Raw genomic sequence first — 21539 nt, 5'->3', positions numbered from 1 at the left:
AGTTAGTGTGCAGATTCGTACTGCCGCCAAACACAGGGTTTACCTGCTTTTTTGTCCAAAATATTGAGATACGCTTGATGCGCTGCCAATTCATCGGCATCTGCCGGTAAGACAGGCAGTGGAGCACGTTCGGATTGTTTCATTACCGCAGTGGTCACCGTCTGTTCCTGTTCGGGGGTGTTGCTCACCTCCATCATCAGGCTCTCTTGACCACGCGTCATGGCAAGATACACATCCCCCAACAAAGCACAGTCAATCAAGGCACCGTGAAATGTCCGTGCAGAGCGATCAACCCCGAAACGGTCACACAAAATATCAAGATTATTGCGTTTGCCAGGAAAGCGTTCTTTTGCCATCACCAGCGTATCAATCACCCCTGCAACCACCTCGTTCACCCGAGGTCGGTTCGCTCGCGCTAGCTCACTGTTTAAAAAGCCGACATCAAACGGCGCGTTGTGAATAATCAGCTCGGCATCTTGGATAAAGTCCAAAATCTCATCTGCCACATCAGCAAACAGGGGTTTGCCGTGTAGCATGTCTCGGCTAATGCCATGTACCTTTTGCGCTTCAGGGTCAATATCACGCTGGGGATCGACATACAGATGCAAGCTGCGCCCCGTCAATTTTCGGTTCACCATCTCTAAACCGGCAAACTCAATCAAACGATGGCTGCTTGGCTCTAAACCGGTGGTTTCGGTATCAAGAATGATTTGTCGTGTCATGCCACACATCCCTCGCTAATCGCACGGTTAGCCAAGGCATCCGCACGTTCATTTTCAGGATGTCCGGCATGGCCTTTCACCCATTGCCATTGCACAGCGGTATGACGAGTTGCCGCGTGTTCTAAGGCCTGCCACAAGTCTGCATTTTTCACCGGTGCTTTGTTTGCTGTGCGCCAACCGCGCTGTTTCCACCCTGCTAACCATTCCGTCATTCCCTTTTGCACATATTGTGAATCGGTAAAGACTTTGATCTGACAGGGGCGTTTCAAACTGTTTAATGCTTGAATCACCGCCAACAGCTCCATACGGTTGTTGGTGGTCTCTAATTCCGCCCCAAACAATTCTTTTTCTTGGCCACGCCAACGCAAAATCGCCCCCCAACCGCCGGGGCCGGGATTCCCTTTGCATGCCCCATCGGTGTAAATTTCTACCCAATCTTGTTGTGTCATATCATCCTAAATGTACTGATTGGTGTGGTTGACACGCTACCGCTGGTCGAGGTCTGCGTGTACTCGATACCGCCACCAGTGGCCGTGTCGGTACGGTTTTCCAACTGGGTGCGATCAAGCGCATCCCACGTACTCGTTTCACGATTTCCAAAGCATAAACCCCACTCACCACCGGCCACAACCGATCACCCGCTTGCTCCATAAAGCGACAGCGTTCAAAACCTTGTTGCCGTTTCAATGGTGGGGCGTAACATAAAAATCCCCCTCCACACGGTTCGAGTGCCAAGGGATTGAGCCATTGTCGCAATCGCAACAAGCTGACAAAGCGCCCTTGCCACGGCATCCCTTGACAGCGTTTCATCCGCCGTTTCATACCCCATAAACTATACGGATTAAAACCTGTAAGGATTAAACGGCCTTCAGGCATTAACACCCGTTCGGCCTCGCGCAGCACTTGTTGGGGCGAGGCACAAAAATCCAGTGTATGCGGTAATAACAGCAAGTCGAGGCTTTGTGTAGCAAACGGCAACTGTTCTGGATAGGCCAATACCGCCACCGGCGCTGGCATCGGTTGTGGGCTTAAGACAATTTGCCACGGGATACGGTTTTCGCGCAGAAATGGGTAGCCATGAAACCCGACCTGTACCGCCCGAAAGCCAAAGATATCCGACACAGCGCGGTCGAAATACGCTTGTTCACAACGAATCACGTATTGACCCGATGGCGTCTGCAGCCAATCATGTAGCTCTTGCATCGCTATTCCCTGCCATGAGGACTCTATGTTACGCATCCTAGCCCTTCCCGCTTTTCAGGATAACTATATTTGGCTGCTGCATGATCAACACCACGCGGTGGTAGTAGACCCCGGTGATGCTGCTGTGGTGCAGCAAGCCCTGAGCACACGTCAGCTCACCCTGTGCGGTATTTTACTGACTCACCATCATCACGATCACACCGGCGGTGTTACCACACTCGCCACCGCAGGGGTGAAAGTGTATGGCCCGGCTGGGATTGCAGGTGTCACTGATGTGGTAGATGAGGGCAGCACCGTTGAGTTCACAACACCAGCCTGTCAATTCAGTGTGCTGGCCGTGCCAGGCCACACCCAAGATCATGTCGCTTACTATGGCAATGGTGTCTTATTGTGTGGTGATACCTTATTTGCCGGAGGCTGTGGCCGTATTTTTGAAGGCACTGCCGCCCAGTTACACCATGCCTTACAACGGTTTTGCCAATTACCCGATGACACTTTGCTCTATTGCACCCACGAATACACGCTGAGTAATCTTGCCTTCGCTTTACAAGTCGAGCCTAATTCAACCGTCTTACGGCAACGTTATGCCCTAGAACAAGCCCGCCGCCAGGCCGAACAACCGACGCTCCCTAGCCAAATGGCACTTGAAAAACAAACCAATCCTTTTTTGCGGGTTCACCTTGCCAGCGTGGCACAACCAATTCAACAACACTGTCAAATCGACACGGATGATGAAGTGACGCTATTCGCCGCGCTGCGTGAGTGGAAGAATCGCAGTTAAATCGCGGCAAAATGTGCCTGTAATGCAGTCAAAACCGTTTGGGCGTGGCCAGCGGCTTTTACCCCACGCCATGCCTGAATAATCTCGCCTTGTGGCGTGATAAGGAAAGTGCTGCGTTCAATCCCACGCACTGTTTTGCCATACATCTGTTTTTGTTTTATCACGGCGAAGGCTTGGCACACGACTTCATCGCGGTCGGATAACAGAGGAAAAGGCAATGCCAGTTTGGCCGCAAAATTTTGATGGGTTTTCACACTATCACGCGACACCCCACACACCGCCACGCCCAAGGCAACAAACTCATGATACAAAGCCGCAAATTCTTGATTTTCAGTCGAGCAGCCGGGGGTGTTGTCTTTGGGATAAAAAAACAGCAACACAGGGCGAGTTTGTTGTGACAGTTGAAACACGCTGCCATCATGGGCAGGTAAGGCAAAATCAGGACATAATGGTGCGGACATTGCTGTCATCGCGATACCTTCTCATTCTTGTCTAAAACAACATGGCACCATGCCGCAGCCAACTCATCAGGTCAAGTGCTTTGCATCTCTTCTCGTTTCTTCTGACTACCACTCGCTTAATGAGCGCCAGCCATCACGCGCTCACACTCATCTTGCGCCAGCCACAACGCTTGCTGCTGCACCTTGGAGATAGCGCGCTATTCGCTTGGCCGATTTTGACGCTCATTGGTATCGCTCTCGGCATCAGTGTGGTACACCAGTTGCACTATCAATTGGGTAATGCCATTGATACCACGCTGAAATGGTTGGCCTATCTGATGTTATTTGAACTGGCACCGCTATTCAGCAGTCTGTTACTGTTAGCGCGCAATGGCGTAGCCTGTGCCAATCAATTTGCCCCTTATCAACTGCATGCAGACAATGAAATCAAACTGGCCAGCCTGATCGGGGTGCGGCAACTTGCCTATATGCTCTCGGGCTGTGGCTTGGCGATTTATTTGGCAGTGGCCAGCTTGATTGCCGGTATTGTCTATGCCAAACCGCGTTATCTATTTGAAGAATGGCAACAATTATTAGCCCAACTACCGCTTAGCCTTTGGCTTAGTCTACCGTGTAAAACAGCGGTGTTTTGTGGTGTGATAACGTGGTGTTGTTGCTTGGCTGGTGTGTTTTCTAGTCGGCGGCGACATGCTTCTCTCGCAACGTCACGGGCGGTATTCAGTTCGTTGACCGCTGTGTTTTTATTGGATGGTTTATGGGCTGTGTTTTGGCCACTCGACGCATGAAAAAAACATTGTCTTTCCAACGCTTGCCAACATTAGGTTTTAACCTGAGAGTCGGCATTTTTTTATGTGGTGCCCTCGCACTATTTATCAGCATTATTTTCACCGCTGGCCAAGCACAAGGCTGGTTTGAGGAGCATAGCCAGCTGCGTTTATATGCCCAGTCGGGCGCAGACTTAAAAAAAGGGATGCCGGTTCGCTTTCGTGCTTTTGATATTGGCACCGTAGAACATTTCAGCCTGCAAGAAGATGGCCATGTCGAAGTGGTATTAGAAATCAAAACCCGCTATCTGCGCTTTTTACGTACCACCTCGTCAGCACGTATCGCGCGGCAAAGTGTGATTGGTAATAGCTATATCGCACTCGATACCCTCGATACCCATGCCCCCCCTCTACGCGAAAATGGCTATCTTGCCCTCGCGCCAGCAGCCGATTTAGAACAAGTAGCACGCGAGTTACAGATTAAACTAGAGCCGGTTGTCGATGCCATGAACGATATTGCACAGCGTTTGCGAGATCCGAATGGCGACCTCAATCAAACCCTACGCAGCTTGCAACAGGCCAGCGCCGGCCTGGTCGAAACACAGGACAAATTAAATCGTGTGCTCGATACCAGTCAGGGATTGTTAGAACAAGAAGTGAAACAAACCTTACAAAGCAGCCAACACACCTTACAGACGGTGCAACAACATGTACCGCCGGTGTTGGCCGATATTCAAGCCACCAGCACGGCCGCCAGACAGACCGCAGAGGCAGTGAAAAACATCACTGAACAAGCCTCACCCCACGCGGCTGGTATTGCCCAACAAACGGAACGTTTATTAGATAACAGCAACCAAACATTAGATGCCGTGCGGGGCAGTTGGCCATTACGCCATTTATTCCCAGCCACACCGGCGGTGGTGGAGCAAGACAGCCATGATTAAACACGCGCTTCTGCTGTCTTTTGTTTTGATACTGCATGGTTGTGCAAATACAAGCACTCCCGCCTCACACAGTGATGCTATTCGCCGTGGCGATGCCTACTTACAACAAGCGAATGAGGCCCTACAAGCGGATTTACCGAAAAAAGCACAACAGCTGCTGCAAAAAGGCTTGCAGGAATATCGCCGTCTCGATTGGCAAGCTGGCATCATTCAAACGGAATTGGCGTTAATCAGTCTGCACATTCGACAACAACAATGGCAGACCGCCGCCCAACGCCTAAACCAACTCAAGCCTAACTTGTCTGTGGAGCAGCCTTCTATCCGTTTACATTGGCTGACCCGTCAAATTGCGGTGTCACTTGGACAACAACAGTGGCAACAGGTTGAAGAGGCTTGGCAGAATGCCGATGCGTTATGTGCCAAACGCTGCCCACAACAGGCAACACTGCATAACCAGTGGGCACGTTATCAATTGGCACAACAAAAATTGCCGGAGGCGGCGCGCGCGGCGCAATTGGCGTTAACCGTCGCAGGTGAAAACATTACCGAACGTGCCAACGCCCATCGGGTTTTAGCGCAAGTGGCGTTTGGCCAACAACAATGGGCGCAGGCACAACAACACTACGACAGCACCTTAACTCTCGATCAACAGAGTGGGCGTAGTGATCGCATTATCACCACCTTGCAAGGACTGGCAGCGGTTGCCGTGAAAACTGGGGATGCGGCGCTTGCCCAACATTATCAACAGCGCGCCCAAGCTGTCGCCGCTGCCCGACCTCGTGAGCCATAACGTGAGCTATAAAATGAAACACAAATCACCACAATATTTGCAAAAATAAAACATTAAATCTGTTTTTTCAGCTAGCCGTCTATCCAGACGGCTATTTTTTTGACTAAAATCAACATAAGCAACAATTTTTTATATTTTAGTCATTAAATCAGCATTAAGACAAAATTTGTCATAGTATCTGCAAATATACAGTCTAAAATGCAGAAGGTTTGAGCACTGTGGATGAGCCTGGCATGAGCGGGTTTTTGAACGGAGATTTTTATGGGGAACCTCAACATGCTATCGACCCTATTCGGTAAGAATATCCATCAACAAGCGATGGAACAGTCATTGTTTGCCGCCGTGACGATCAATGACAAAAATCAGATAGTGTTTTTTAATGCTGCCGCAGAACGCTTGTTTGGCTACACACGACAAGAATTGTTAGGGAAAAACGTCGATATACTCATTCCAACAGCGTTGCGTGCTGGGCATGATGACAAGGTCAACCGCCATCGCGAGACCGGCAGCAATCGGATTGTGGGCACCTCGCGAGAGGTACAAATTCAAACAAAACAGGGCACCCTGATTTGGGCGAGATTGGCACTCAGCCAGTTGCTGGTAGGACAAAAAAAGTTCTATACCGCTTTCATTCGTGATGTCACGCGAGAACGCAATTACCGTGAAACCATCTTTCAAACCTTAGAACAGGCGCTGGATGCGGTTGTTACCATCGACGAAAAAAACAATATTACATTTTACAACCCAGCCGCAGAACGCTTGTGGGGCTATTCACAACAAGAGGTACTCGGCAAAAATGTCAGCATGTTGGTACCTCATGCCATCCAATCACGACATGATAGCTATGTCGAACAAAACCGCCGCACCCGAGAAGACAAAATCGTTGGCAAAAGTCGTAAGGTAGAAATTTTTCGTAAAGATGGCCGCAAACGCTGGGGTGAGTTGTCGCTGTCTCGTGTCGAGCTCGAAGGCAAAATCTGTTACACCGCTTTTGTACGCGATATTACTGAAGACGTTGCCTTACAAGAAAAAATGCATGTGCTGTCGTTGGTAGCAGATACCACACGCAACTCGGTAATTATCTGCAATGCAGCAGGGGAAATTGAATACTGTAATGCCAGTTTTAGCCAACTGACCGGCTATTCATTCGACGAGATGCAAGGCAAACGCCCGGGGCAATTTTTACAAGGTGCCGATACCAACCGCGAAACGGTCGAACAAGTTAGCCAAGCATTAAAACAGAAAAAATCGATCAGCACCGAAATCCTCAACTACCACCGCAATGGTAAGCCCTATTGGATTTCAATGACCATCAATCCAATTCTGGATGAAAAGGGTGTACTACAGCGTTTTATTGCCATTGCCGCTGATATTACCGCCACCAAACAAAATGCTTTGGAATTTGAACAACGCTTAGAAGCCATTTCGCAAAGCATGTTAGTCGCTGAATTCACAGCTGAAGGTGCCTTGCTAACCTGTAATACCGCGATGGCCGATTTTATTGATAGCAAACAATCGCAGCCCTTACAGAGCTTATTACCAAGAAATTTATACCAACAGGTATTGGCAGGTGCATCGGTTGAATGTGAATTACGGCCAGCACACCAGCCAGAACAGATGTTGAACGCCACCTTGTCTGGGCTGAAAGACCGCCAAGGCAAAGTGAACAAAATTTTATTGTATGGTTACGATGCGTCGAATCGTTCCGCCGCGATCAGTGAAACACTCAAAGCGATGCAACAAGTGTTATCTGTGACAGAACGCATTGGCGCAATTGTCGGCAGTATTCATAGTATTGCTGATAAAACCAATCTGTTATCACTGAATGCCTCGATTGAAGCAGCACGTGCTGGTGAAGCAGGGCGCGGATTTGCCGTGGTCGCTGATGAAGTTCGCGTGTTGGCCGGTCAATCGGGCACCTCAGCGAAACATATTGGGCAATTAGCACAAGAAGCGCAAAGCTGTGTGGCGGCGCTGTCGGATTCGCTACAACGCCTCAGCCAATCTCAACGCGGCCAAGGATAATAAAAAAATACCCCCCGCCGAGGCGGGGGGTATACATGTAGAAAATATTGAACTTAGTCGCGGCTCATGCCAGTGAACGCCATCAACAGCTGCAACAGGCTAGTGAACAGGTTGTAAACCGCAACAAACAAGGTCAGGGTCGCAGACACATAGTTTGTTTCACCGCCATGAACGATTTCGGACACTTGGAACAGAATTAGCATCGAGCTAAACAACACAAACGCTGCGCACAAAGTCAGGTGCAGCGCAGGAATTTGTAAGAACAAATTCGCTACCACCGCCACCATCAACACAACAGCGCCGATGCTTAAGAAATTGCCCAAAAAGTTCAGCTGTTTTTTCACGGTAGTCGCAATCGCAGCCATCACAAAGAACACCGCTGCGGTACCGCCTGCAGCCACTGCGATCAACTGACCTCCGTTAGCCATTCCCAAAGCAAGTTGTAGGATTGGGCCAAGCAACACACCCATGACAAAGGTAAAGGCCAACAGTAAGCCTACGCCTAAGCTGCTGTTGCGATTGCGCTCAACAGCAAACATCAGGCCATAAATCACCGCCAACATGGCAATGGTCGACACAATCGGGCTGGACTTCATAAAGCTGAAGTTCAGGTTCACCCCGAACATCGCGCCTAGCATCGTCGGAATCAGTGAGATGGCAAGCAGTAGATAGGTATTCCGCAGCACTCGGTTTTGGCTGGCAGAAAGGAGATAAGATGTAGATGATGTCGGGTACATGGTAAGCCTCCTTAGGAATGGCAAAATCGTCTTCCGGCACAGCTAATTTTTATCAAACCTGCCAAATTTCAAGACGTGCTTGTGACTTTTTAACTGAGTTTCCTTGTTTTTAGCTTAAATCTACGTTATTATTCGCCTCCCTCAAGTGCGAGGATGGCGGAATTGGTAGACGCACTGGATTTAGGTTCCAGCGCCTTTGGCGTGAGAGTTCGAGTCTCTTTCCTCGCACCAGCATGACTTTTGACATGCCTCACATTGTAATTTCCCAGCTTTTCAGTTTTACTCATCACATCACACAATTTCACCGCTGGCTCATCCAAATCAGGCTGTTTTTACTCGCCAAAGTTTAAATCGGCGTTCACTAAATGGTGATTTTGCTGGGCGGAACGATGAAAAGCACTGTTAATGGTCATGGCAATATCCCAACCAATCTGACCACCCACACCCAATCCAATCACTAGCAAGACAGCTAGCCAGTATTTTGCTTTCCCTTTCATATTACTTTATCCCTTTCTGTCATCGGCAGAATGCTATGGACAGGCAAGCCTGTGACCGTCCAGCCTTCGAAATGCAAACAAAACCCACAGCGTTTCAGTGCTTCGGCAAAGGTCTGCTGAATTCTCCCGATTATTTTTTGTGTCATCGTCATCATTCCCACACTAAATACGTCTGATGCCTGAAAACGCATAATACAAAAGCATTGTATATGGTTTCAAACCCATTATTGCATTATTTTTCCTAGCATTTTCGGCTGTATGTTGGGAAAACTTGAGAAATTTTTACGCAAGACAAGTTTTTACGGACGTAAAGTAAATTGATGACATGAATTTGGCAAATAGTGTTTTTTTGACTTTATTTCGGCAAAAAACAGCAGAAAAACCAAAAAACAAGTCAAAGGCGCGACGAGGTTTACAAATGAAAGGGAAAAGATTGTTTCAAGATTAAAATGGCATCGCAATTTGGCAAATTGCCAACAATTGTGCACGCATCTCGGCTAAGGACTGACTCAGATCGACTGTCTTAAATCTGAGACAGTGACCGTGTAACACCAACCATTCATCCACAGTTTCAGCCACCACAGGATGTAATAACACCCCTGTTGCCGTGTCTGCTAATGGGTCGCCACGCCCTTCTTGGGTTCTTAGATAGGCATAAAGCTGATAAAGATAGGGACTGTGTAACGTGCGTTCACGGTACCAACCCGATCTTAACAAAGCGGTTAATTTGGTATCGATGACAATACGATGAGCTGGGGCAGTGCGCTCTAAGACAATGTCGGTTTTCATACGTGGCAAGATGGTGGTGATGCCACTGCTTTGCGCCTCAACAGGCCAATGCCAATGTTGGCCGGTTTTGACCTTCCATTGTTGAGGGTCTAGCACAGCACGATAGAAACCGGCTACCGCCTTTTCAAATAAACGGCGGAGACTTGTCGGATCTTGGATAGGCGAGGGAAGTTGAGCGGAATTGAGGGCCGGATGAGGCAAGCCCAAACGCAATAATAATTTGGCAATCAGCATTAACCGACGATCAGTCGCCTCGCGTAATTTACCTAAGCGGGAGACTGTTGCTAGAGCCTGCGAAGGGGATAACGCCGTGACACCAAAACCGTGTAATTGCTGTGCCAACCGCTGGCATTGCTGTTGCTGACTGAGATGACTTGCCCAAGCCCCGGCCTGTTGCACTGCGGCCAGTAGCACACGATGGAAAGCAGTGTCGTAATCTAAAGCAGAAAACTGACAAACCACTTGACCACGCAATAAGCGTTGTTGCACCAAGGTCGGCAAAACTTGGATACGCCCACGCACCTGAGCCGAAGCAACCTGCCGTGGCAAATGCTCAACCGCCAAGGGGCGGCGTAATTTGCGCACCAGCTCAGGTAAAAACAGTTCAATCAGAATATGTGGCAGACGATCAATCGCGTTTTCAATATCATGTGGAGCATAGTCAGGTTCGATTGCCAATTCTGAGGCATACCACAACAACCACCATACATTCCGAATCGGAATCGCTTGTTCGTTCAACACCATTTAGACCGGAGCAAGCAACTGCTGGCAAAGTGTTGTCACTTCATCGGGGGCATCAAACCAATACTCTTGCAATAAAGGCTGGATTTCAGTGGTCACTGATTGACACCACCAGTCCCATGCAGTGGTGGTGGATAATGCAGTATTAGGCGTGGCATAGCTATGACCCAAGCAGAATGCTGGCCCGAGGCGAGGGTCTGCCGCGATGTGTTGATTTAGCTGCAACATGCGTTGTTGTATTGCTTCTGCCAATGTGATCGGAACAGCACAGTGTTGTTCCATCCATTGCAACCACAAGGCATTAAACACTGGGGATAGAGTGAAAAACGCAAAGCGGCGCCGCAAAGCAAAATCGACCACGGCTAAGCTGCGATCGGCGGTATTCATGGTGCCAATCACATATAAATTGTCTGGCAAGTAAAAGGGACGCAACTGACCGTCGGCATCTGGATAATTCAACAATAACGCCTCACTTGGCGTACGTTTACTGGCCTCGAGTAAAGTTAAACATTCACCAAAAATCTGTGCAGGTTGACCACGGTTAATTTCCTCAATCAACAAAACAAAAGGTAAATCGGGATAACGCAGTGCGTGTTGTGCCAATTGCAACAACACACCATCACGAATCAATAATTTACCTTCGGCTGTTGGTCGCCAACCGCGTACAAAATCTTCGTAGCAAACATTGGCATGAAATTGCACTACGCGCAGTTGTTGTTGTCGCTGATACCCCATTAAGGCAAATGCTAGCCGTTTTGCTAACCACGTTTTGCCAGTGCCGGGGGGGCCTTGCAGAATCAAGTTTTTCTTGTGACGCCATACCGAGAGGAAACGTGCCAAGGTCTCTTGAGGTAAAAAACAGCCCTCACTGACGATATCCTCAATGCTATAGCGATCTAGTTCACTTTCGGAGAGAGGTTCTTCCGGCTCGGACAGAACATCAACCGGAGGGAGCGTGGTCACAGCCGGCAGAAAATCGGCAATCTGTTGTGGTTGCTGATCGAAGGCAAAAGCAATCAGCGCATCCCCTCGTGGATCGTGACCATAGGTCACCGCTTGAATGGTGTTGCGAAAAGTGTAGCGGTACCATTCATTGACTGTGGGAAATTGATATAGCCAATTCACCGCAATTGATTTGCCATTGAGCGGATTCGCAGTGATCACACCAATGGCTTTGATATTCATCACTGACACCACCTTACCACGCTGCTGCAACAGCGGTGGCAAACCATGTTTGCGGGTATAGGCAGCCTTCACCGCAATATATTCTCCAACCTGCATCTGACACACTAATGCTTGATAGCGGTCGTTATAACCATTTTCCCAAATGCCATCTGCTAAAAAGCGCGGCAGTTGGTCATCTTGATGGCCATATAAAGCACCAACAAACCAATGACGTGGTGGACGCTGGGAAAGTGCAGGGAGAGAAGGGGGTTGACTCATGATAACGGCAGACAAGATCCAACGATGGCCCAGCATGATACGCCAACCACCGGCGGCGAAAAGCGTCGTCTAACGATTTAAGCAGCGAGGGCGAGCGCAGATTGTCGGCACCGCAATGCAAATTGCTCTAATAATGCCAAACCTTCGGCCCATTCAGTATGGCCTGACGCAACATTAATATGCCCAGCGTGAGGTAACCACGTTAATGTCGCCCCCCATTGTTGAGCGATAACCTGTGCACGCTGAGGCACACAAAACGGGTCGTTATCACTGGCAATAACCGCCACAGGACAAGGAAAATGAAGCGTGGGGACAGGCGCAAAACGGGCCAAGCACTCAGGTGCATGTTGACGCTCCACATCCGCCGGCGCCACCAAAAACACCCCTGCAAGCTTTTCAGATGGATGATGTTTCAAATAGTGTGCAACGGTAACACACCCTAAACTGTGGGCAATGATAATCACCGGTTTGTGTGCTTGGCGAAGGGTTTGGTCAAGCTGATGCAGCCACGCCGCTGGCGTCGGATCGACCCAATCGTGGTTTTCCACTCGATAAGCCTTCAACTGCTGCGCCCAATGACTTTGCCAATGTTCCGGTTCCGAACCTTTCCAACCTGGTTGAATCACATAGTCAAAGGCTTCTAACACTGCAGATTCCCACACCATCGCCAAGTCCTCTTTGCTCTCGCTGAATAAGTACCAGCATAGCCTGAAACCATTACAATCTAAACGAATAAAAAACGATTTATTTATTCTTTTTAGTGGTTTGCAAACACTTTCGCAGAGCGTGGATTTTCAATTAGCAGCGTTTGATAGCGTTGGTTTGGCACACCGGGGGTCTCCATTCCGGGCGAACCTGTCACCATCCCAGGCACAGCCAACCCAATGGCTTTCGGCTTTTGCAACAACAGCTGTTTAATATCCTGCGCGGGGACATGCCCCTCGATCAAATAACCACCCACTTTTGCTGTATGGCAGGAACCATATTCTCTTGGCATGCCTAATTGTTGTCGCGTTTGGTTAATGTTAGCCACCTGATGAATTTTGACTGCAAAGCCAGCTTGTTCAAGATGTGCCGCCCATTTCTTACAACACGGACAGCTGGGGTCCATATACATCTCTGCCTGCAGCGGTGTTTGGGCAACAGCCGACAGGCTCAACAACGCATAACACCCCGCCAATAACCACGGTTTCCATTGATTTGCCATCGTAATTCCTCCCTACCATCAGATATTGAACAACCCCTTTTGACAGTCGGCTAAGATATCACGTTCCCGTTGATAGACTTGTGTTTGCACAGACATCAAACCAAGCAGCGTAGAAAAAACATCATCATGACTATAAGGCTGTGTTGACTTTTTACGCATACACGCCAAAGAAACGCCATTTTTTTGTTGCCAGTCGCGAGAAAACCACATCACCATCGGAATATGCTTTTGTGCATCGGGGGCGAAAAGATAAGGTGTTGCATGTAAATACAGATTATTTTCTCCTAATGATTCACCATGATCAGAGAGATACCACATTGCGGTGCTGATCCCTTGTTGCTGCTTTAATAAAGCAACCACCTGATCTAACACATAATCGGTATATAAGATGGTATTATCAAAGGAATTAATAATTTCTGGTTGAGTACATTTTTGCAATTCCGCTGTTTGACATTCTGGCTGAAAAACTGCAAATGTTTTCGGATAACGCTTGTAGTAGGCTGGACCATGACTGCCTTTTTGATGTAAGACAATCACCGTATCACGACTGATTTTCTTCAGTTGTTGTTGTAAGCTTTCCACCAATACCTCATCAAAACATTCTTGCCCTTCACAGTGATTTTTTGATGGCCGTTTTTCAAACAGATTCTCCGAATCAACACGTTCACAAACCCCTTTACAACCCGAATTATTATCTAACCATAACACATCCATTTGCTGAGTATGTCGCAATACATCAAGTACATTTTCTTGACCCGCTGCCACATCAAGTTCAAATTTTTCTCGTGGAATGCCAGAAAACATACAAGGGATGGAAACAGCGGTTTCTGTGCCGCACGACCACATATTCGAAAAATTAATGATGTCTTCAATTTGGCTTAATTTGGGATTGGTTTGGCGTGAATAACCATTCATCGAGAAATGATCAGCACGTGCAGTCTCACCGACAACCAACACCAACACCTGCGGTTGCTGTGAGCTAACCGAGTGTTTAGCGTCTTGTCCCAGTAACACCAGTTCTTTTGGCGTTGCAAAATGCTCTTTCAAATAAGAAGAAGTGGCTTGCAGGTAGTTAAACGGGGTAACAATAAAACGAATTTCACGATGATTACGAAAAAGCGAAGCAAAATCTTGATAATAAGAAAAACCAACAACAGCAATAGTACAAAATGCAGCCAAGATAAAAGCACTTCGAACGAATAGCTCACGATAAAAACGGCGATATTGAATTTTAGTTTTGACTATAAAAACAGTGGGCAACAAAGCCGTTAATAAAAGCCAAACCACCATGCCCCAAGAAACTAAGTCAAGCGATTCTAAAAAATCAGTCTGTGCAGCATTTCTCACCATGTTTTTATCAATCATCACACCATATTGCATCATAAAATAACTAATGGCAGATGTTGCAATCAACAGAGAAAGCACAATTGGTTTAAACAAAAACGGAATAAGCAACAAACAAAAAACCAAATATAAAACAGCACCAATCAGCAAAAAAACCATGAAGATAACGGTGAACTCATCGAGCCCCATCGGACTCAACCAAGCAGAAAGATGCTGCCAAAAAGAAATGTTAAAAACTACAATAAAAAACAGTGTGCAAAGCAAGGCTATTTTTTCTGGCTTTTGAAATAAAAAATTTCGATAATTAATTTTTAACATCATTAAACAGAGGGAAATTGAATGGTAATCGAAAAACCAGCAGGGGAGGAAAAGTTCACCTCAGCATGGTGGAGAGCAGCAATTTCTTTAATAAGTGATAAACCAATACCAGAACCACTTATTTTTTGACCAGCTGGACGATAAAAACGGTTACCAAGGTTTGCTAATACTTCTTCGGACACCCCAGGCCCATTATCTTCTATGGTGAGACAATTATTATTGACAGAAACCTGTACCATACTAGCACCATATTTCTCACTATTGTCAATAGCATTTCTCAACATCACAGCAATCAAATCTTCATCGAGTTGAACCAGACAATCCGTTTCATCTGAAGTAGAAAAATCGATTTTTATCCCGCCATCACACTTAATTTCTTGTAATTTATTTTTCACCACTTCAATTAAGCTATTTTGTTTAAGCGTCATCACCTGACTATCAACACGCGCTAATAAGAGTAATTGCTCAACCAAACGGTGAGCACGCTGAGTAGACAAACGAATATTACGTAGACCGCGTTGTTTTGCTTCTTGGCGTTGTGTAGTTTCTATCACATCTAAGCTCAATAAAATCCCTGCCAAAGGGGTGCGGAGCTCATGCGCAGCATCAGCAACAAAACGTTGTTCTCGCTGTCTAAATTCAGCGATTCTAATCAATAGTTGATTCAAAGCCTGTGGCAATACTTCAATTTCTTTCGGTACAGGCATCGTAAAAGCAGATAAGTCGTCACCTGGGCGACAAGCCACTTCTTGAGAAAATAGCCTTAATGGTGCAAGGCCGCGCCATACACCAAAAATCATCGCAATGCCCAACAACAATAAACAAATCATCACCACAGGTGAAACATCTTTTGCTACATCTGCAGCAAGATAATTACGCACATCTAACGAGATAGCGACGATGATTTTTTGATCGTTTTTAATTTCACTGTGTGTTTGCCAAGAAGTGTCAGCCAGATCAATTTTTCCGGTGGCATCAATCGGGAAAGGTGGAAATTGATTGGTAGCTATCAGATGCTTGGTTTTGATATTGTACAAACTATACTTAGCGAATAAAGAATAATCCTTATCTAAAACCAAATCACTTGGAATTTGCATCAGAACCTGTTTTGGTAATAGTTGATAAAATCGCGCCGCTTCAACTAGACGAGTTTCTATGATTTCATCCACTTCGTGACTAACCTGTCTGGCCACCAACGCTAACATCACAAAGGTAGCAATCATAATTCCAAGAAAAATATTGACACTGAGATTCAATAGGATAGAGTGTTTTTTTAATTGAGCCGCCACCCTTCACCTCGAATATTTTCTATGTAGGTGTCACCTAACATTTTCCTAAGCCGTGATAAATGCGAAGCCAACGGATTACTGTCATGCTCCACTGCATTACCATACAGGTAATCATTGAGTTGTTGATAAGACAATATTTGTTGCGGATGTGTCATAAAAGCATGCAGCAGACGCAATAGAATGGCACTCGACAACAAAGGTTGTTCTGCTTTCCACGCCATAGAAGCATCATGGGTCATACGCAAATCACGCCATACGATATAACTCACTGTCTTTTTGTGGGTTCGTCTAATCAATGCCTGTAGTCGCGCAATCAACTCTGCCAAATTAAAGGGTTTAGCTAAATAATCATCTGCTCCAGCATTCAGTAACTCAATTTTGCTGTCTAATTGGCCACGAGCGGTGAGCACTAATGTGGGAATGGCGTTTTTATATTGACGTAATGTTTTTAGTAACACTTCACCATCCAACCCAGGCAAACCCAAGTCTAAAATCAGCACATGATAATCATGATTGTTTTGTAGTTGCGCTAGACCTTGCAATCCATCCTGACACCAAGTGACCTCAAAATTCGCATCCCATAAACCATCTAATAAGCTTTCACCTAAGATTGGATCGTCTTCTAATAGAAATAGCTTATACTTCTCTTTTACTGGATTGTTCATTAAGTTTCACCTTCTTTTTACCATGAATCATGGCAGCAATCAGATTGTCTTTTTGCAAGAAACTTTCAAGAATAGCTGCTGTCACATGAATAAAAACCATGACATAAATCATATTAACTAGCCATTCGTGTAACTCTTCAACCCACTCCTCACCCCAAAATTGATCTAATGTCATCATCCAGCCACTAACAATTAAGGCTGACATTACACCCCATAAAGCAAAAATCATCATGGCAGCTAAGGGATTATGCCCTAAACCATGCTTTTCTCCATCATGAATATGTTTAATGTGTAATACAATCTGTTGTGACGTAGGGAAAAAAGAGGAAAATCTTGCGTACTGAGTACCGATAAAGCCCCATATCCAGCGAATACACATAATAGCGAAAATGGCATAACCTAAGTAACGGTGAATTTCATCGCCTTCTTCAGTTAAAAATGCGTTAATGAAAAATAGCCCTGCGACTAGCCAATGTGAGGTACGAACCCATTTGTCCCATACCAATACTTTATTTTGCATTATCGTTCTCTATAGAAAAAGCCAGCAGCAGCTGGCTTTTTCGTTGAAATCAATTAGGATTCTGTCTTGGTTTTCACAACTTTACCATCAACAGGATTGAAATAGACTTCCACTTTCTGACCTTGTTTGTTCTTGCCATAGATTTCATAGCAATTACCATCGGTCACTTTGAATTTCTTAATTTGATAGCCTTGCTCAACCAATTGTGCTTGGAACTTATCCTGATTTTGCCAAGTGCTTGGTTCTGCTTGGGTACAGGTTGGGCCAGCCACAGCAACACCAGACAACAACGCCACGGCAACAGCAGATAACAGTTTCTTCATTACATTCTCCCTATCGAGGTCATTACCACAAGTTCGGCAGGGACCATTAGACAGGGAGAGATTCAAACCTAACTTAAGTAGGTCACAAGCAGCGAAGAAATATCATCAAGACCAAAATTTTTAACAGCAAGCAGAAAAAGCCTCATCTATACTTCATTACTCGCAATTTTGTATCGTGATTGACTATGTTAAACAAATTTTCTTTGCGGATTCGGCTATGGCTGGTGGTGTTAATTGCGTTGTTTGGCGTGCTTACGCTCGCAGCGGTCTCGGCACTGCATGTCCGAACGCTGATGTTAGAGGAGCGTAAGGCACAAATTCGTGCGTTAACCCAAGGGGCTTACAACATCCTTGATTACTACTATGCCCAAGAAAGCAGTGGCCGGCTAAGCCGTGAGCAAGCGCAAAGCTTAGCCAAAGAAGCCATCCGCCAAATCCGCTTTAATGGTCCAGATGGAAAAAGTGACTATTTCTATATCTGGACGCCCGAGGGGGTCAGTGTGATGCACGCATTGAAACCCGAATGGGAAGGCAAGCCGATGGGGGAAAAAATCGAGGATGGTAATGGCCAGAAAATCATCCTTGAACTGGCTAAGCTGTTACAACAGCAAACCAAAACCTATATGGACACCCACTTCGTCAAGAGCAATAACGACCCAACGCTTTATCCAAAATTGTTATATGCCCAAAAATTTCAGGCATGGAATTGGATTGTTGGCACTGGGGTTTATATCGATGAAGTCAAACAAGCCTTTCACCAAGCCTTGCTCTACCAAGGCAGTATTGCTGCGGCAGTGTTGTTGCTGATTGGTAGCATCTGTTGGTTGGTCACACAGAGTGTATTAAACCAGTTGGGGGGAGAACCTGCTTGGGCGACAAAGATCATGCAGCAGGTCGCAGCAGGCCAACTGAATGCCGATCTCGGCAAAACTCAGCCCGGCAGCCTTGTCCATGCCCTCGCCAGCATGGTGCAATCGTTACGCAACATCATGACGGATATTCATCATAATGCCGATTTGCTGGTTCAGCATGCAAAAGTAATTCATGTTGCATCGACGCAATTAGCCAAAAATACCGATGACCAAGCCGATGCAACCAATTCGATGGCAGCAGCCATTCAACAATTGACCGCCACGTCGAGTCATATCTCAGACAGCACAGAGAAAACCGAGGCCGATTCCTGTACCGCCGCCAACTTGTCGAAACAAGGCAAGGCGCGTGTCGATCAGGCAGCCGTGGCCATACAAAGCATTGCAAGTACCGTTGCCTGTGGTTCTGAACGAATTCGCAATCTTTATGAACAGGCCAATCGTATCTCTTCGATTGCAAATGTAATTAAGGATATTGCAGGCCAAACCAATCTGTTGGCATTGAATGCCGCGATTGAAGCAGCTCGGGCCGGAGAACAAGGTCGAGGTTTTGCAGTGGTGGCAGATGAGGTGCGTAAACTCGCAGAAAGAACCTCCTCGGCAACCATTGAAATTGAGCAGATGATTAGCAGCATCCAAAAAGAAACCGGCGAAGCCGTTGCCTCAATGGATAGCGCGTTGCCGGAGGTAAAACAGGGGGTTGATTTAGCACAAGCCGCCGCCGAGTCGCTGCATCAAATCGAACAGGGCGCATTGCGTACACTCGACCATGTGCGAGAGATGGCGCACGCCATTCGTGAACAAAATGCTGCCAGCAATGCTATTTCAGAACGGGTTGAAACTGTGGCCCAAACCGTGCAGGAAATCAGTGGCACCATGGACCACACCATGCACTCAGCAAAAGATTTAGAACAGGTGGCAGCGCAACTGCGCGAGTTGATTAAACACTTCCAACTCTAAGCTCTCATTGGATCTATACCGCTGTTGGCCGCTGAAAAGCGGCCAATTTCTTTTTCAAATCGTCTAATCGAAATGGCTTACAGAGAAAATCGTCCATACCTGCCTGCAAACAAATTTCACGGTCACTCTCAAACGCATTCGCAGTTAAAGCGATCACATACGGTTGTATGGCTAATGGTAATTGGCGAATGGCTTGTGTTGCCGAGATACCATCCATCACCGGCATTTGCATGTCCATAAACACAATATCGTATTGATGTTGCTGTACTTGTTCCACCGCCACCGCTCCATCGACCGCCGTATCAGCAGGAATCCCTAATTTAGCCAACAAAGCGACTGTTAAAGTGCGATTGACAGCGTTGTCATCGACCACCAGTGCGCGCACCGACTGTGTGGCCATCGACTCTGTTTGAACCATGCTAGGCGCTGTACTGCATAACGCTTCACCAATCCCAAACCGTACCGCAAACCGAAAAGTAGCCCCTGCGCCAGCTTCACTTTCAACGGTAATCCAACCTTGCATTGCCTCTGCCAGTCGGGCACAAATCGCCAACCCTAAACCAGTCCCACCATATTGCCGAGTGGTTGAAGCATCGGCTTGAGTAAAAGCTTGAAATAAACGGCTTTGCTTTTCTGGTGGGATACCGATTCCACTATCTTGTACCGCACACCGCAATTCCACCGCATGTTCAGAGAGAACATATTCTGCATGGACTTGAATCTGACCACGTGGCGTAAACTTGATGGCATTCGAGAGTAGATTAGAGAGAATTTGGCGCAGGCGAGTGCTATCACCTATCACCAAGTGATTCAGTTCACCCTTGATGGCCACGTTGAGGTGTAGATTCTTTTGGTGAACAGCCGGCTGAAATAAGTCAAGTGTGCTTTGTAGCTCTTTGCGTAGGTCAAACGCCCTTTGCTCCAGTTCTAAGCGGCCAGCCTCAATTTTAGAAAAATCAAGAATATCGTTAATGAGAACCAATAGGGCATCACCACTGCTGCGAATGGTTTCTAAACATTGCTGTTGTTCAGACGACAGCGGTGATAATTCCAACAGCTGTGTCATGCCCAAGATGCCATTCATTGGCGTGCGAATTTCGTGGCTCATCATGGCCAAAAATTCACTTTTTGCGCGGGTCGCCGCTTCTGCCCGTTCTAAAGCTTGTGTTAATTCTGCGGTTCGTTCCGCCACTTGCTGTTCAAGATTGGTGGCTAATTGCTGTAACTGTTGGTTGATGTGATACAGCTGTAGGCTTTTTTGCTCTAATAATTGTTCTGCTTGTTTGCGTGCCGCGCGTTCACGTTCAAGCCGCCGCGTGAGGCGGCTGACTTCATCCTGAGTGGTACCCGATTTAACAACGGGTGAGCATAAAGCGTTCACGGCGTGCATCGCCTTCTCCGATAGATTCACGGCTAATGTTAATTTCACCACCGAAATGGGCCACACAACCGCGCATCAAACCTTCTGCTAAATCTTCAAAATGCCGACCAGAATGATAGAGCAATTGCAGTCTTGTGGTGTCGTGGTGTTCTATGATAAAGCGCGGTAACTCAGCATCAGGATACAATTTTAATACTTCGGCATGAATAATGTCTTCAATACCAGCTAAAAATTGAAAAGCATCGGTTACACCGACAAAAAAAGCAGGATACCCCTGCACAAAACGACCAAATAGATGTTCACCAAACGCCAACAACAGATCTCGCACGCTCAAACCGGTTTGTTGTGACAGCGCCAGCACCAACGCCACAATTTCCTCATGGGGATAGGTGCCTACAGCGGTATATACCCCACCCGATGGCAGGTTAGCCGCATCAATCACATCATCGACCAAATCAGCCGAAAAACGTGCCTCGACCATTTCCAAAAACTCTGTAAATACGACGCCTTTCATCTGGCTCTCCATGCTGGTTGTCATTGCCTTTAGCACGATAACAAAAATGCTCTGACAACACCAACACCTTATCCTTAAATCAAAATACCAACAATTTAGTTATTTTTAACAAATGAAACAAATAAAATGAAACAAAATTGACAACGCACGCTCAGTAATTCACGAAACCATTTGATTATAATTGCAAAAAATAGAATTTTTGTTCAAAATTTATGGAAAGATACGGAGTCAGTCGCCAAAATTTTGGCTTGA

23 protein-coding genes and 1 tRNA gene are annotated in these 21539 nt (G+C 46.7%); 7 read left to right on the top strand and 17 right to left on the bottom strand.

Annotated elements, in window-relative coordinates; all coding sequences use genetic code 11:
* Positions 1-2: 2 nt before the first annotated feature.
* From dnaQ to ACYVJG_RS05185, 3 genes are read right to left on the bottom strand one after another with little or no spacing between them, the layout of a single operon-like run.
* A complete protein-coding gene (dnaQ, locus tag ACYVJG_RS05195) occupies positions 3-722 on the bottom strand; it encodes a DNA polymerase III subunit epsilon (protein ID WP_460430111.1) in 720 nt (239 codons plus the stop codon).
* A complete protein-coding gene (gene rnhA, locus ACYVJG_RS05190) occupies positions 719-1171 on the bottom strand; it encodes a ribonuclease HI (protein WP_460430110.1) in 453 nt (150 codons plus the stop codon). The genes dnaQ and rnhA overlap by 4 nt, the downstream gene beginning before the upstream one ends.
* 1 nt (position 1172) lies before the next feature.
* Positions 1173-1925, bottom strand: a complete 753-nt coding sequence (locus tag ACYVJG_RS05185; RefSeq protein WP_460430109.1) for a class I SAM-dependent methyltransferase — start codon at positions 1923-1925, stop codon at positions 1173-1175.
* Between the two features lie 25 nt (positions 1926-1950).
* Here ACYVJG_RS05185 and gloB point away from each other — a divergent pair, with 25 nt between their 5' ends.
* Positions 1951-2706 (top strand): hydroxyacylglutathione hydrolase, encoded by a 756-nt coding sequence (gene gloB / locus ACYVJG_RS05180; RefSeq protein ID WP_460430108.1) that lies wholly within the window; start codon positions 1951-1953, stop codon positions 2704-2706.
* Here gloB and ACYVJG_RS05175 read toward each other — a convergent pair.
* Complete coding sequence (locus ACYVJG_RS05175) at positions 2703-3176, bottom strand: peroxiredoxin (RefSeq protein WP_460430107.1); 474 nt, start codon at positions 3174-3176, stop codon at positions 2703-2705. The two genes, gloB and ACYVJG_RS05175, sit on opposite strands and share 4 nt — an antisense overlap.
* Before the next feature lie 110 nt (positions 3177-3286).
* Between ACYVJG_RS05175 and ACYVJG_RS05170 the strand changes: the two genes are divergently transcribed.
* The 4 genes from ACYVJG_RS05170 (at position 3287) to ACYVJG_RS05155 (ending at position 7690) form a co-directional block, all read left to right on the top strand.
* Complete coding sequence (locus ACYVJG_RS05170; protein ID WP_460430106.1) at positions 3287-3952, top strand: ABC transporter permease; 666 nt, start codon at positions 3287-3289, stop codon at positions 3950-3952.
* Positions 3949-4875 carry an MlaD family protein gene (locus ACYVJG_RS05165; RefSeq protein WP_460430105.1) on the top strand — a complete coding sequence of 309 codons (927 nt, stop codon included), beginning with the start codon at positions 3949-3951 and terminating at the stop codon, positions 4873-4875. The genes ACYVJG_RS05170 and ACYVJG_RS05165 overlap by 4 nt, the downstream gene beginning before the upstream one ends.
* Complete coding sequence (locus ACYVJG_RS05160) at positions 4868-5665, top strand: tetratricopeptide repeat protein (protein ID WP_460430104.1); 798 nt, start codon at positions 4868-4870, stop codon at positions 5663-5665. Before ACYVJG_RS05165 ends, ACYVJG_RS05160 begins: the two co-directional genes overlap by 8 nt.
* Positions 5666-5941: 276 nt before the next feature.
* A complete protein-coding gene (locus ACYVJG_RS05155) occupies positions 5942-7690 on the top strand; it encodes a PAS domain S-box protein (RefSeq protein ID WP_460430103.1) in 1749 nt (582 codons plus the stop codon).
* A gap of 53 nt (positions 7691-7743) precedes the next feature.
* On the opposite strand, the gene ACYVJG_RS05150 is transcribed toward ACYVJG_RS05155, so the two are convergent.
* Positions 7744-8427, bottom strand: coding sequence for a Bax inhibitor-1 family protein (locus ACYVJG_RS05150; protein WP_460430102.1), 684 nt, complete (start codon positions 8425-8427; stop codon positions 7744-7746).
* A 147-nt stretch (positions 8428-8574) separates the two neighbouring features.
* Here ACYVJG_RS05150 and ACYVJG_RS05145 point away from each other — a divergent pair.
* Positions 8575-8658 (top strand) — tRNA-Leu (locus tag ACYVJG_RS05145).
* Positions 8659-8759: 101 nt separating this feature from the next.
* Here ACYVJG_RS05145 and ACYVJG_RS05140 read toward each other — a convergent pair.
* The 10 genes from ACYVJG_RS05140 to ACYVJG_RS05095 form a co-directional block, all read right to left on the bottom strand.
* Positions 8760-8924, bottom strand: coding sequence for a hypothetical protein (locus ACYVJG_RS05140; RefSeq protein ID WP_460430101.1), 165 nt, complete (start codon positions 8922-8924; stop codon positions 8760-8762).
* A 444-nt stretch (positions 8925-9368) separates the two neighbouring features.
* A complete protein-coding gene (locus tag ACYVJG_RS05135; RefSeq protein ID WP_460430100.1) occupies positions 9369-10457 on the bottom strand; it encodes a 5-methylcytosine restriction system specificity protein McrC in 1089 nt (362 codons plus the stop codon).
* On the bottom strand, positions 10458-11897 hold the full coding sequence (locus ACYVJG_RS05130) for an McrB family protein (protein ID WP_460430099.1): 1440 nt from the start codon (positions 11895-11897) through the stop codon (positions 10458-10460).
* A gap of 77 nt (positions 11898-11974) precedes the next feature.
* The gene (locus ACYVJG_RS05125; RefSeq protein ID WP_460430098.1) at positions 11975-12562 is read right to left on the bottom strand and encodes an RBBP9/YdeN family alpha/beta hydrolase; all 588 of its coding nucleotides are present in this window, start codon (positions 12560-12562) and stop codon (positions 11975-11977) included.
* 92 nt (positions 12563-12654) lie between these two features.
* Positions 12655-13104, bottom strand: a complete 450-nt coding sequence (locus tag ACYVJG_RS05120; RefSeq protein ID WP_460430097.1) for a DUF411 domain-containing protein — start codon at positions 13102-13104, stop codon at positions 12655-12657.
* Between the two features lie 18 nt (positions 13105-13122).
* Positions 13123-14769, bottom strand: a complete 1647-nt coding sequence (locus ACYVJG_RS05115) for a phosphoethanolamine transferase (protein WP_460430096.1) — start codon at positions 14767-14769, stop codon at positions 13123-13125.
* On the bottom strand, positions 14769-16055 hold the full coding sequence (locus tag ACYVJG_RS05110; RefSeq protein ID WP_460430095.1) for an ATP-binding protein: 1287 nt from the start codon (positions 16053-16055) through the stop codon (positions 14769-14771). The genes ACYVJG_RS05115 and ACYVJG_RS05110 overlap by 1 nt, the downstream gene beginning before the upstream one ends.
* Positions 16040-16720: a response regulator transcription factor gene (locus ACYVJG_RS05105; RefSeq protein WP_460430094.1), complete on the bottom strand. Its 681-nt coding sequence runs from the start codon at positions 16718-16720 to the stop codon at positions 16040-16042. The genes ACYVJG_RS05110 and ACYVJG_RS05105 overlap by 16 nt, the downstream gene beginning before the upstream one ends.
* Positions 16692-17240, bottom strand: a complete 549-nt coding sequence (locus tag ACYVJG_RS05100) for a cytochrome b/b6 domain-containing protein (protein WP_460430093.1) — start codon at positions 17238-17240, stop codon at positions 16692-16694. The genes ACYVJG_RS05105 and ACYVJG_RS05100 overlap by 29 nt, the downstream gene beginning before the upstream one ends.
* A 53-nt stretch (positions 17241-17293) precedes the next feature.
* Positions 17294-17563, bottom strand: a complete 270-nt coding sequence (locus tag ACYVJG_RS05095) for a PepSY domain-containing protein (RefSeq protein ID WP_022653241.1) — start codon at positions 17561-17563, stop codon at positions 17294-17296.
* 185 nt (positions 17564-17748) lie between these two features.
* Here ACYVJG_RS05095 and ACYVJG_RS05090 point away from each other — a divergent pair, with 185 nt between their 5' ends.
* Positions 17749-19392, top strand: a complete 1644-nt coding sequence (locus tag ACYVJG_RS05090; RefSeq protein WP_460430092.1) for a methyl-accepting chemotaxis protein — start codon at positions 17749-17751, stop codon at positions 19390-19392.
* 13 nt (positions 19393-19405) lie between these two features.
* Here ACYVJG_RS05090 and ACYVJG_RS05085 read toward each other — a convergent pair whose 3' ends face one another.
* Both ACYVJG_RS05085 and ACYVJG_RS05080 read right to left on the bottom strand, forming a co-directional pair.
* The gene (locus tag ACYVJG_RS05085) at positions 19406-20773 is read right to left on the bottom strand and encodes an ATP-binding protein (RefSeq protein ID WP_460430091.1); all 1368 of its coding nucleotides are present in this window, start codon (positions 20771-20773) and stop codon (positions 19406-19408) included.
* Positions 20745-21287 (bottom strand): heme NO-binding domain-containing protein, encoded by a 543-nt coding sequence (locus ACYVJG_RS05080; protein ID WP_460430090.1) that lies wholly within the window; start codon positions 21285-21287, stop codon positions 20745-20747. The genes ACYVJG_RS05085 and ACYVJG_RS05080 overlap by 29 nt, the downstream gene beginning before the upstream one ends.
* Between the last annotated feature and the right edge of the window lie 252 nt (positions 21288-21539).

It is taken from the genome of Aquaspirillum soli, from assembly GCF_054781915.1.
This window is presented reverse-complemented; position numbering and strand designations above follow the sequence as displayed.